Origin of the sequence: Evansella halocellulosilytica (assembly GCF_002335745.1) — a bacterium.
Taxonomy (GTDB): Bacteria; Bacillota; Bacilli; order Bacillales; family Salisediminibacteriaceae; genus Bacillus_CA; species Bacillus_CA halocellulosilytica.
Genome location: NZ_NIST01000001.1, coordinates 1,090,461 through 1,103,484 on the forward strand (window position 1 = coordinate 1,090,461; position 13,024 = coordinate 1,103,484).

The 13,024-nt window shown below is 39.4% G+C and carries 9 protein-coding genes; 6 read left to right on the forward strand and 3 right to left on the reverse strand.

The genetic code is table 11. From position 1 onward, the window contains the following. Positions 1–392: 392 nt before the first annotated feature. From CD001_RS05205 to CD001_RS05225, 5 genes are read left to right on the forward strand one after another with little or no spacing between them, the layout of a single operon-like run. Complete coding sequence (locus tag CD001_RS05205) at positions 393–1,601, forward strand: ROK family protein (protein ID WP_179298608.1); 1,209 nt, start codon at positions 393–395, stop codon at positions 1,599–1,601. Positions 1,602–1,659: 58 nt separating this feature from the next. Further along, on the forward strand, positions 1,660–2,958 hold the full coding sequence (locus CD001_RS05210; protein ID WP_096186506.1) for an extracellular solute-binding protein: 1,299 nt from the start codon (positions 1,660–1,662) through the stop codon (positions 2,956–2,958). Between the two features lie 15 nt (positions 2,959–2,973). Then, on the forward strand, positions 2,974–3,903 hold the full coding sequence (locus tag CD001_RS05215; protein ID WP_096186507.1) for a carbohydrate ABC transporter permease: 930 nt from the start codon (positions 2,974–2,976) through the stop codon (positions 3,901–3,903). A gap of 1 nt (position 3,904) precedes the next feature. Further along, the gene (locus tag CD001_RS05220) at positions 3,905–4,747 is read left to right on the forward strand and encodes a carbohydrate ABC transporter permease (RefSeq protein WP_096186508.1); all 843 of its coding nucleotides are present in this window, start codon (positions 3,905–3,907) and stop codon (positions 4,745–4,747) included. A gap of 28 nt (positions 4,748–4,775) precedes the next feature. Further along, the gene (locus CD001_RS05225; RefSeq protein WP_096186509.1) at positions 4,776–7,901 is read left to right on the forward strand and encodes an alpha-mannosidase; all 3,126 of its coding nucleotides are present in this window, start codon (positions 4,776–4,778) and stop codon (positions 7,899–7,901) included. Between the two features lie 154 nt (positions 7,902–8,055). On the opposite strand, the gene CD001_RS05230 is transcribed toward CD001_RS05225, so the two are convergent. From CD001_RS05230 to CD001_RS05240, 3 genes are all read right to left on the reverse strand, one after another. Continuing rightward, the gene (locus CD001_RS05230) at positions 8,056–9,738 is read right to left on the reverse strand and encodes a M14 family metallopeptidase (protein ID WP_096186510.1); all 1,683 of its coding nucleotides are present in this window, start codon (positions 9,736–9,738) and stop codon (positions 8,056–8,058) included. Between the two features lie 308 nt (positions 9,739–10,046). Next, positions 10,047–10,685 carry an HAD family hydrolase gene (locus CD001_RS05235; RefSeq protein WP_179298912.1) on the reverse strand — a complete coding sequence of 213 codons (639 nt, stop codon included), beginning with the start codon at positions 10,683–10,685 and terminating at the stop codon, positions 10,047–10,049. Positions 10,686–10,801: 116 nt separating this feature from the next. Next, entirely contained in the window at positions 10,802–12,028 is a 1,227-nt protein-coding gene (locus CD001_RS05240) for an MFS transporter (RefSeq protein ID WP_257009710.1), read from the reverse strand. A gap of 283 nt (positions 12,029–12,311) precedes the next feature. Here CD001_RS05240 and CD001_RS05245 point away from each other — a divergent pair, with 283 nt between their 5' ends. Continuing rightward, a complete protein-coding gene (locus CD001_RS05245) occupies positions 12,312–12,881 on the forward strand; it encodes a TetR/AcrR family transcriptional regulator (RefSeq protein ID WP_096186512.1) in 570 nt (189 codons plus the stop codon). Positions 12,882–13,024: the final 143 nt, after the last annotated feature.

Below are 13,024 nucleotides of genomic sequence, written 5' to 3' on the forward strand. Positions count from 1 at the left end.
ATAACGACCTACCTTACTCTAACGTAGTGTTAGTCTTTTTTTCGCAAACTTTGTAGGAACGATGTTCAAATTGCCCATACAGATTAAGCCGTTCTTTTAGATGTGTCTCTCCAAGCTTAAAAAGCAGTTTAAGCTCTTTCGCCCTTTCACCTTCCATATAAACTGCTCGTTTATCAGCGAACGAACTTCTCTTGTAAAATACCGATACTCTTTTTTTAGCCACCATGCTTTGATAATACCTAGCTAGATACGTACATTTCTACTTACAAATCTTTCTGAGTCAGGGACTCAAACATCTATCTCTCCATCCAAAAATAATGATTAAAGTTCGTTCTAATATAAAAATGCTTTTCATAAAACTTATTAAAAGTGTTTTCAAAAGAGGTGGTCGTTTGTTCGAATTTGCCAAAACAGAAAATAATAACAGGCAGAAAGTATATGAGGTTTTATATCATTCCAAAACAGGATTGACTCAGCAAGAAATATCGACTCGTACAGATTTAACGACTGCGAGTATAGGAAACATTCTACCTGAACTTGAAAGGGAAAATTTAATTCAAAACAGTGGCCTCGGACAATCGAGAGGTGGAAGGAAACCGGTTATATATGCGATGAATCCTGACAGTTTTTATATGATCGGGTTAAGTATTGGTCTAGAATATAGTGTTTTATTAATTGCGAATTTGAAAGGTGAAATAACAAAGAAAGAATTGATTTATTTTAAGTCAGATGAAAATGTATATCGGATATTAAATAAGTTGGTCCAGCAAGTGAAGGATATGGTTGGTGGGGCATCCATTGAATTCAAAAAAATTATCGGGATCGGGATTAGTTCTCCCGGACCTGTCGATTCGAAAAATGGCGTGATATTAAATCCGCCGAACTTGAAGAATTGGAGGATGGTAAACATATGTCAATTTTTTGAGCGGGAGTTAAAAATACCTGCATTTTTAGAAAAGGATGCAAATGCAATGGCATTAAGTGAGCTTGTTTACGGAGTGGGAAGAGGTTTACAAAATATTCTATTTATTAAAGTTGATTATGGGATTGGTTATGGGATTGTGATAGATGGAGCAATATATCGCGGTACATCGGGTGTGGCTGGTGAAGCAGGGACAACGTTGATTCAAGAAAGTGAATTCGGCATCATGTCTCCAGATGCTCAAGCGTCTGGAAGGATATTAGTCGAAAGGGCAAGGGAGAAGTGGGGTGAAACGACTTTATTAGAAGAGGATTTAGAATGTGGTGGCGAGTTGCAGCTGATCAATTTGATTAAACGGTATTTGAAAGGTGATGAAGACAGTAAGTCATTATTTTTATCTTCTGCAAAGTATTTAGGAGTAGGGCTGGCAAATAAGGTGAATTTTTTAAATCCTGAAATGGTTGTATTAGGTGGCAGGATAGCTGACGACGTAAAAGATTACAGCAAGTGGACCACGGATTATACGATGCCGATGATCTTGCAACAGCATGCGACAGATGTCCAAATCTTAAAATCCACTTTTGGTGATGCAAATGAAGCTTTAGGTGCTACAACAATTGTATTACAAAATATGTTTAGCTCTCCTCAATTAACAAACATGACCGGAACGAGGGGGTGAATGGGGAGCTTTTATCTGTGCAGTGTGAAAGCGTTACCAAATAAAGGGGGGGACATGAATGAAGATCATGAGAAGTTCGTTATTCCTTTTGATTGCAATCTTGTTTGTTTTGACAGGGTGTGGCGATAACGGTGAGAGTGGTGGAAGTGCAGATGATGAGGTTGAATTGCATTGGTCAACTGTTTCAAATCGTTCACCTCAAGCAGCACTTGAGGATGCAGCTATATTTGTAACAAATAAATTGGACGCGTTTGAAGAAGAGAATCCGCACGTAAATATAAAAATGGATATTTTGTCTGGTGATATTAGTGAAGCAATGACGAGATTATTAGAGCAAGCGAACCAAGGAAGAGCACCTGATGTTTCGATTATTGATAGTTATATATTCCCCAGATATATCGACTATTTACAGCCTTTAGATGATTACATGGAAGAAGCGGGAATTGATATAGAAGATTTCTTCCCATTTGCTCAAGATATTGTTACAGGACCGGATGGAAAAGTTTATGGCTTGTATACGTCTACTGACAGTCGAGTCCTATTTTATAACACTGAATTAGTACCTGAACCACCAAAGACATGGGATGAAGTATTTGAAATAGGAGCTGAACTGACAGAACAAGGATACGAAGGATTTTTGTACCCTGGAGGCAGAGGGGAAGGAGCGATGGTAACAACACTTTGGCCGCTGTTTTGGGCACAGGGTGGCGAGTTAGTTGATGATGATGGAACGCCTGTTTTCGGAGATAGTGAGAATCGTGAAAAAATGTTAAATGTTCTCAACTTCATCCAAGATACAGTTGAATCAGGAATTACACCACAACGTGTGGCGAGCTATGGATCAGAATCTGATTTAAATGAAGAATTGTCAACTGGGAATGTAGCGATGTTCATGGGAGGGAACTGGCAAGATGCGACGATGAGAGATGTATTAAGCGAAGAAGAGTTTGAAAAATGGGATGTCGCCCACCTACCGCAATTGAATGAAGGTCATGAAGTTACAAGTGCAGGTGGCTGGGTATGGGGAATTTTTGCTGAGGAAGAAGAAAAACAACGAGCAGCATTTGAACTTGTGACAGATCTATTTATTAGTGAACAAGGAATGGGTGAATATAATTCCATTTCAGGTCATTTGCCAGCACGTTTGTCTGTTTATGATTCAGAGCATTATGAAGGTTCGGTTTTCAATGATTCATATGTTCAGTTTCTCGAGGAAAATGCAAGAATTAGACCTTCATCAACGTACTATCCAGAGATCTCAAACCAAATGCAGATTGCCATTTCAGAAGTCGTTGCGGGGAGTAAAACTCCTGAACAAGCATTAGATGACGCTTGGGAAGTTGTTAATAATCAATAAGGGTGGCTTTCAAAAATGAAACAAAAATCAAATCAATTGGAGTTGAGGGAAAGGTCTAACTTTTCCAAGGTGTTGGGGAGCTCCCCGATACCTTGGTTAATTCCTTTATCGATCGTACTCATCCTTGTTTTTATCTATCCAATTTTCGAAGTAGTTAGGCTAAGCTTTACGGATGCCAATTTAATAGAGAGAGACTATGTTTACACGTTAGGATCATATATCAGGTTGTTTAATCATCCAAGTTTCTACAACATGTTAAGTGTTACCGCGTTCTTTGTATTCTTCAGTGTCACTTTTCAATTAACTTGCGGGCTAGTCATTGCATTATTAATAGATCAAGGAATAAGAAGGAAGTTAAAAGGGACGGTTATGGCGCGTACGGCAGTATTAACTGCGTGGGCGATTCCTGGCGTCATTATCGGTATCATGTGGCGGATCCTTTACAATGAAACAGAAGCAGGAATTATCAATTACTTTGTATCATTAATAGGCTTTCAATCCATTTCTTTTCTCTCTGACCCGTTTATCTCTTTAGTCTCTGTGACATTTGCAAATATTTGGAGGGGGACTGCTTTCAGTATGATTTTATTGTATGCTGCCCTCCAAACGTTACCGAAAGATGTGTTGGAAGCTGCAAAAATTGATGGGGCGAATGCTGTACAAAGATTGTTTAAAGTGATTCTTCCGATCATTTCTCCTATTATTCTTGTCAACTTGATTATCATATCCATTGATACTTTTAACACATTTGATATGGTGATGGCTTTGACAGGTGGCGGACCTGGCCAAAGTACAGAAGTCATCGCCTTAAGCATATACAATACGATCTTTCGGCAATTTAATATGGGGCAAGGTGCCGCTTCTGCCGTTGTTTTACTCCTTATTAATGTAATGATGACTCTCGTATATTTACGTATTATCGGCAGAAATAGGGGAGGGGAATAAGATGAAAGGTAAAACGAAAAGAAGGCTGATTCATTGGAGCTTATATGTTAGTTATGTCTTGATTACCTTCATTTTTATGTTCCCGATTTTATGGGTATTATCACTGTCTCTAAAAACGAGAGAAGAAGTTTTTTCTGTTCCTCCGGTATTATTTCCTACACGTCCAGCGTTTGAAAATTATCTCCATGTTTTACAACATACAGGTGTTGTTGGATATTTAGGTAACTCATTGCAGATTGTATTTTTCACTGTCTTATTCACTTTAATCATTGCTGTACCTGCAGCGTATGGATTATCCCGGTTTCGATTTAAGTTTAAAAAGCACACATTAATTTTAATCCTTATTACTCAAATGGTCTCTGCAGTCGTCATTTCAATTCCACTTTATCGTTTCTTTGCACAGCTAGATATGTTAAATAGCTATGTCACATTAATTCTCGTTTACGTCGCTGTTGTCTTACCTTTTTCCACTTGGTTTTTAAAAAACTATTTAGATACGATACCAAGAGAGTTAGACGAAGCGGCAATCGTTGATGGGTGTAATCGTTGGCAGCTACTGACGAGGGTTTTGATGCCAGTGAGTGTTCCAGGTATTATCTCTGTCACCATTTTAGTAGCTGTACAAAGCTGGTCTCAATTTGTCATTCCTTTTATCTTACTAGATGACCAAGAGTTATACCCTGTATCTGTTGGGATCGTAAACTTACAATCTCACCAAGAAGCAGTTACCACACATTATTTAGCTGCCGGGAGTATCCTTTCTGTCATTCCAGTTATCGTTTTATTCATCATTTTACAAAAGTTTATCGTTTCTGCGTTAACGAGTGGAGCGGTGAAGGGATAAAATAAAGAGTTTAAAGGGAGGACATGACATGTTTTGGACGGAAGAAAAGCTTTCAAGACAAATAAAGGAACTAGACGATTATCGATATCGTGATAAGGTAGCCATTTCGAGTTTACAATTTCAATTGGATGAAAAAGGTGAGGTTGGTGCGCGCATTCCGGAAGATGGTGAATGGGAGACGGTTTATATTGGAGAGCGTTGGCAAGGGCGAGATGTATATGCATGGTTAAAAACAAACGTAAATGTCCCTGCTGAATGGAAAGGACGTCAAATAATAGGACGTTTTGATTTTGGGACGACTGGAAGGGGATTTAATTCAGGCTTTGAATCTCTTTTATATATAAATGGTGTTCCTTATCAAGGGGTTGACTCCAATCATTTAGAAGTATTTTTACCAGATCATTCATTTGGTTCTACACTCTCACTAGCTTTTCGGTTGTGGTCTGGATTAGAAGGGATTGATGGGGATAAAAGAATACAAGAGCATAAATTTCGACTGGCTGAAATTACATGGTTAGATGAAGCAACGGACGATCTCTTTTTTACTTCAAAAGCTGTTTTTGAAAGTATACAAGTGTTGGATGATCATCAATCTGAAAAGCTCGCTTTATTAAAAGCGCTTGATCGTAGTTTTAAAGCAATCGACTGGTCAAACACAGGCTCTGAAACGTTTTATCAATCTGTAAGCGAAGCAAACGAACTATTGTCAGCTGAAATAGAAGCGATAAAGGTTGAACACCCAGTAACCGTTTATGGAATCGGGCATACACATATCGATGTTGCTTGGCTATGGAGGTTAAAACATACGCGTGAGAAAAGTGCTCGTTCCTTTTCAACTGTCTTACGTTTAATGGAACGGTACCCTGAATATACTTTCTTGCAAACTCAACCTCAATTATACGATTATATGAAAACCGATTATCCAGAAATTTATCGTCAAATAAAGCAAAGAGTCGAAGAAGGACGCTGGGAAACAGATGGAGGTATGTGGTTAGAAGCTGATTGTAATATTCCATCTGGCGAGTCGTTAGTTCGTCAATTACTACTCGGAACAACATTTTTCCGTAGTGAATTTGGTACAGAGTGCAAATATTTATGGCTGCCTGACGTCTTTGGTTATACGTGGGCGCTTCCTCAAATTTTGAAAAAATCAGGTATTGAAACATTTATGACAACGAAAATCAGCTGGAATCAATACAATCGAATTCCACATGATACATTTAAATGGAGAGGAATTGATGGAACTGAAATTTTAACGCATTTTATAACAACGCCAGATCGTTTAGGAAGGTATACGTATCATGGTGAAGTGAAGGCAAAAACAGTTAACGGTATTTGGAAAGAATATAAGGACAAATCTCTGAATCAAGAACTACTGTTAGCATATGGCTTTGGAGATGGCGGAGGAGGAGTTAATCGAGAGATGCTCGAAATGCGCCGAAGGTTTGATGATATACCAGGTATTCCCAATGTGAAAACGTCTCGAGCAGATGAGTATTTTGAAAGACTACATGAAACAGTAAAAGACACGGACCAATATGTACACACATGGGACGGGGAACTATATTTAGAATACCACCGTGGCACATATACGAGCCAAGCTTATAATAAACGGATGAATCGTAAGCTAGAGTTATTGTATCGAGATGCTGAATGGTTAGAGGTTTTAAAAGGTACACTTACGAACAAAACGAGTGCCCAGTATAAGCTTAATGAAGGATGGAAAATGATCCTTCGGAATCAGTTTCATGATATTATCCCAGGTTCTTCCATTGAAGAAGTGTATGCGGATAGTAAAGTTGAATATGAGGAAGCTGAAAATATTGGTGAAACTGTATGGAGCAAATCTTCTCAAGAGTTAACGAATGACAAGGAACATACGTATACCATTTTTAATTCTGCATCATGGAAACAAAGCCAAATTGTGTCAATCTCTGTTATTTCCAATCATGCTGCAGGCACATGGTTAAATTGCCATGGACAGGAGATAAGTTCTCAGAAGAATCAAGAAGGCTATGACGTTTATGTAGAGGATGTTCCAGCATTGGGATATACGACGATCACATATAAGTTAGGACAGACAGGGCGTTCGGAGAAAACTGAAAAAGTGTTTATGCATCATGATTCCGGGGTTACATCGCCATTTTATCGAATACAATGGAATAAATATGGTCAATTAACGGAGATTTATGATTTGCAATTAGAAAGGCACGTTTTATCTCAAGGTGAGAGTGGAAATGTTTTTCAAGTTTTCGAAGATAAGCCTATGAACTATGATGCTTGGGATATTGATCTTTATTACCAAGAAAAAATGCGGGAGGTCACTGCTTTACCGAATGTTGAAGTGATGGAAAGCGGTGGTTTAAAAGCTGTGATTCGTTTCACTTGGTCTTATATGAGCTCAGGTATAGAGCAAGAAATGGTTTTATACAAGGATACGAAACGAATTGATTTTCGTACAAATGTAGATTGGCACGAACAAGAGCAATTATTAAAGGTAGCCTTTCCAGTTAATGTTCGAGCGACAGAAGCTACTTATGATATTCAATTTGGAAATGTTAAACGCCCGACACATTGGAATACAAGCTGGGATTTGGCACGATTTGAAACCGTCGGGCATCAGTGGGCAGACCTATCAGAACGAACCTTTGGCGTAAGTTTGTTGAATGACTGTAAATATGGTTATGACATTAAAGATCATATCATGAGGCTGACTCTGATCAAATCAGCTCTAAGACCCGATCCAACTCAAGACCAAGGGGAGCACCTATTTACTTATTCATTATATCCACATGAAGGGGATTGGTATGAAGGAAAGACTGTTGAGGAAGCGTGGGCTATGAACAATCCATTAAAATATGTTCAAGGAGAACGAGATACAAAAGAGTTATCTTTGCTAAAGTCCTCTACAAATAAGATTAAAATTGACGCGGTAAAACCTTCAGAAACAGATACTAGAGCAGTTATTCGTCTTCATGAATATAGTGGCAGTAACGAATACGTTGAGCTTATTAGTGACGTAAAAATAAAGTCTTGGCAAGAGTGTGACTTAATGGAACGACCGAGTGGGGAAATCATAAATGAAAATATCATGAAATTTAAGATAGCTCCTTATGAAATCAAGACATTTTTGGTTGAGTTTGCGACTGACTAATTTTTGCCTTAGGATATCGAAGGGGTTGAAAACATCCAATCCCCTTTCTATATCGTAAGCGGTATTACATTTCTTAAATGGGGAAGTTTTGGTGATATAACATGAAAAAGCCTACTAAAGATGAGAGAAGACTTTAGTAGGCTTTTGATCAATATTAGGATGTACTTAACTCCACTTCCTCTCTTACTTTTCCCGCCTTGCACGATGACACATTGACACTTACTTTGTCGGCGCCGTTTGCACGGATGACCCATGAGACGGTTTTCGATGAAAGGATGTTAGGCAATATGAGGAAGCTTTGATCGGGCTTTTTGCCGTAGCCGTCGAGGTGGCCGATTTTTTGCTCGGCTTTGCCTTCAACGAGCGCAATCCCATCACCTTCGATCGTGACTTGGATGTCTCGCACTTGCTCTCGTTCTTTTGCTTTTTCGGATAAGTATGTGGGCAAATATCCGGTGTTCTCGATTTTGGCCGAAATACGATACAAGTCATCAGCAAGCTGATCGACTTTCGTGTCGGTTACTTGCAGTAGTGGAGATGCAGCTGCGTGCTCGAGTGAGAATAGCATGTTGCCGTGCAGCTCTTTTTCTAAAAACTTGAGCGGCGGGTTTTGTCTCGTATATTTTAAGTCCCAGCCACCGATTTCGACTTCACCAAGCTGTGGGTGGTCAAACGTTTCCCATTCTTTAAATCCAGCACCGTCTAACTCGTTGTCATTCCACGCTAAAATTTTCAAATGATCTTCCTCTGAAACGTCAAGCCAGTAGCGGCCAAATTGATTCAGTGGTTTTTCGATTCCGGCACTTTTCGCCATATCCCACAACTCTGTCGTGTAGTTGTACAAACCTAGGCTTTCGTAGCTCCATTCTAAAAATGAACCAGGAAGCGGCTTCGGAGGGATTTGATAATTAAAGCCTTCGAAAACACCAGTGCTAGGATAGCCGGTTAATTCTTCTCCTCGTTTTGCCAATGCTTTAAGGACATTTAAGTCGTCTTGATTCATGTCTTGATCTTTTTTCACGGCAGACGGGCGTAAAATGATTCCGCCAGCGGTATGATACGAAATGATTCCCGTAATGTTCGTTTTTTCAAAAATAAATTCAGCGATCGCGCGCGATTCCGGTTCGGAAAGCGGGTAGTTGCCAGCTACTTCTGTTGGCTGCCAATCAGCGGGGAAGTTCCTGTTTACATCGAGATAGTACTTTGTTTTTCCGCTTAATAACGGATCTTCCTCGTTAAAATCTTTCACGAGCCCTTCTGTGAACAAGTGGTAAAACTCACCTTTATAATCAGCGGGATCTCTGCGCAGCATGATTCGCGGGTCTTTTTCTGATTTCTTCCAGCTTCCACTTTCTGATTTAATTCGCATCGTTGTGATCACGCCGTTACCCGTCAAATCTTCAGCTAAAATGCCTTCCTCTTCGTCAAAATAAGGACGGACTTTCGTGCTGCTTCGCGGAACGTACGGGGTGTTCAAATACACTTCAGAGCCGTCAACACTAATTCTAGGGATAATGTAAAACGTCCTCGTGTCGAGTAAATGTGTGACAAACTCATCTTTGCCGTATTCAGAGAGCAAATGATGAATCGTATATAGAGCTACCGCGGAACCAGTCACTTCGCCAGCGTGTAAGTTGGCATCGATGTAAAATGCCGGCTTATTACCAGCTGCCCCTTTGTTTTGCTGAGTGATCTCCGTGTACCAAATGTTGCGTCCCTCATAGCTTGTACCTATTTTCCCAACTTTGAGCAGTGATGGGTATTCATCTTGCCATTGATGAATAAGCTTGGTGATTTCCTCGTAGTGATAGTATTTCGCCTTTTCGTATTGAACCATGTCGCCAGCCTCCCAAAGTCATATGTTCGTTATAAATCAGAATATTCAAATCTATCAATCTATTTTAATTGTAAATTTTAATCGTTCTATGTGAAAAAAGCAACGGAAAATTTCGGGAAGCGAAGGAAAGAAGTAAACGTAGCTGATCGTTAAAGAGTTTCTCGCCATGTGAAGGGTGATACATAGAAACTTTTATCTATCTTGCAAGCCTCTTAGTTTCCGCTTTCCGATTGTTTAAAAATTCTTATAGAATAAAAAAAGTCCAGTCCTATACGACTGAACTTTGTATAACAATTATTTTTTTGTTTTCAAATATTGAGTGATGAGAGAAAAGCATCGACGTTTTCAATTAATTCATTTGGTTCTTCCTTAAATTCGAGCGTTTGGTAATGTGGCAGCCACTGTACCGCGATCGTATGCACATTCGCTCGTTTGCCGGCTAATATGTCAGCATCGCTGTCGCCAAGGAAAGCAGCTTCCTCATTCGTAACACATAACTCAGCCAATGCCTTTTGTAATCCTTCGGGATGAGGCTTCGGCTTCTCGACATCATCTCCTGTAATCGTGACATCAAAGAGATCTTCCATCTGAAGGCACTTCAACGAAATGAGCAGACTTCGCCTCGCTTTGCCAGTAACAATCCCTAATTTGTAGCCTTCTTTTTTCAAGTGTTGCAACATCTCATTTATTTCGATGTTTTCGAGAACGAGCTCTTCATGCTTTTCATTATATTTTTCATAAAATAATTCGATCGCTTGATCATGGTTTTCATGCTTAAGGTTTTCTCGAATAATCCCTGTCTCAGAAGGTCCGAACATCGCTTTAATTTCTTCCGACGTCACATCGGTGTTATCGAATTCCTTAAAGACAGCTTGGAATGCATGGAAACAAACAGGTAATGTATCAGCAAGAGTCCCATCAAAATCAAAAATGACTGCTTTAATTATAAACACATCCTTCATGTCTTGTTTTGTCATAGTAAAACGACTTTGCTGTACAAGTTCTACGATTTGATCATAAATTCCTCTTTCCGTTTTAGAAGCCGAATCTAAACCGAAGCATGTTAATCCATCGCCCTAAATGCGCGGCTTTTCCATATGAGAAAAACACTAAAAATAAGCCCGGTAACACCAGCGATTGCCAGCACCGATTGAATCGGAATAGCAGCTGCTACAAGGAGCGAGATCAATCCAAAGGCGACTGGTTCAAATCCACTTGCTGCTAGTGTAATAATACTCATCACTCGTCCTAGCTTATCTTTGTCTGTTTTTTCCTGAACCATCGTAACGGTTGGAAGGTAAACAAACATCGCGACGAAGCCAGTGAGCGCTGCTAATAGAACAAGAAGTGAGAATGCTCCCATCTGACTAAACAAAATAAATAGAACGAAGCTCACGATTAATGAAGCAAATACGAGTCGTCCTCGTTGTCTTTTCGTGTTCCAAACGACGATGATAATACTTGCTGAGAACGTTCCAAGTGCGAGCCCGCCTTCAAGTAAGCTAAGCTCAAATGGTCGACCTCCTAGGGCTTCCACTAATATCGGAAAGCTGATTAGAATTGGGCCAATCATAAACAGGTTAATGATCACAATCGAAAGAGTCCCTGTTCGATGTACATCGGATTGTTTTACATAAAGAAGCCCTTCCTTCAAGTCCTTCATTGCACTTTGTTTTTCCCCTGACTTTTCTGAGATGGGATCTTTTATTAATGGTGGAAAAACAAAAGCAGCTGAAAGGAAAATTAATAATGCAGAGGCGGAAAATGTTAATGTGAAATCCCCGATCGTTAAAAGAACGCCTGCTATAAGTGGTCCGATAATAAACATGAGCTCTGTAGAGCCTTGAAATAAAGAGTTTGCTCTTTGTAGCTGTTCATCGTTGACAATCATCGGAATCAAAGATGATACAGCTGGAAAAAAGAAAGCGTCGAGAAATCCGAATACAAACGCAATCACTATTAATGAAGTTACACTTAACCAATCATTGATAAAGAGAACGATCATCGCGACCATAATGATGACTTGAAGAAGATTCGTAACAAACATAATGAGTGACTTACGCACTTTGTCGGCCAAGATTCCTCCATAAATCATCATGACCACACGCGGAATTGACATCGACATGAGAACAATCCCTAAGATGGCAGGCTCTTGTAAAACATCAACGATAAACCAAGAGACAGATAAAAAGAACATAGAAAAACCGAGCATGACACAGAGCCCTGCTAGCCACACGAGTATGAATGAACGGTTACGGAGCAAAGACTTTTCAGGTAAATAAAGATTCACGTATATTCTCCTTGTCATGACTTTTTATTGAAGAAAACCGATTATCACTTATCGTACCACTTTTCATGGAGGAATACGCTTTTATCACTATAAGAAAATGGTTGAGGGAGGAGTTACGGATGAATCAAACGTTTGTTTAACTTTTTTTAAACAAAGAGTATGAAAGTAGGTCAAATTTCGAATAAGACGAATTCGAAAGTTAATCGTTGACAATTTTTATTAAAAGGCTCATCATTATATAGACCGATTGTTATAATTGTATTCGTTAGGAGTGACAGAGGGCTTGAAAAAGCAATCCGATGCAAAAGAGCGAATTTTAGAAACAGCATCGCGTCTGTTCCAAAAGCAAGGCTATCATGCGACAGGTCTCAATCAAATTATTAAAGAGAGCGGAGCTCCAAAGGGGTCGCTCTATTATTATTTTCCGAACGGAAAAGAACAGTTAGCAATTGAAGCGGTACAAATAACAGAAGAAGAAATCAGTGCTCAGTTGCAGCATTCGTTGAACAGTCATTCGGATCATGTGAAGGCCATTCAAGCTGTCTTTCAATATATCGAAGATCAGTTTCAGCATTTAGATGAGATAAAAGGCGTTCCGATTGGCTTAATCGCGATGGAGACGTGGTCAGTGAGTGAAGAGTTGCGCCTCACTTGTCAATACGCGTTTGAAGGTTGGCAAGCGCTTTTTTCAAATAAGCTTCAATCTGGCGGCATTTCTAAAGATCGAGCTGACGATTTTGCTGTAACGATTAGTTCTCTTATTGAAGGAGCGTTAACCGTTTCTGTAACATCAAAAGATCCGAAGCCTTTAACGATTGCAAAACGACAAATTCCTTTACTGTTACGAGACTAATAGTAAAGAGGATTATTAGATTACATTCATCTTGAGATGAGAAAAGGAGGGATTGGTGACCATTTTGTAAGTAGCGGATGAGTGGAAAAGGAAACATCTGTAAGCTTCTCGTCACCAAATCAAATGAATATAACAGTAGAAGA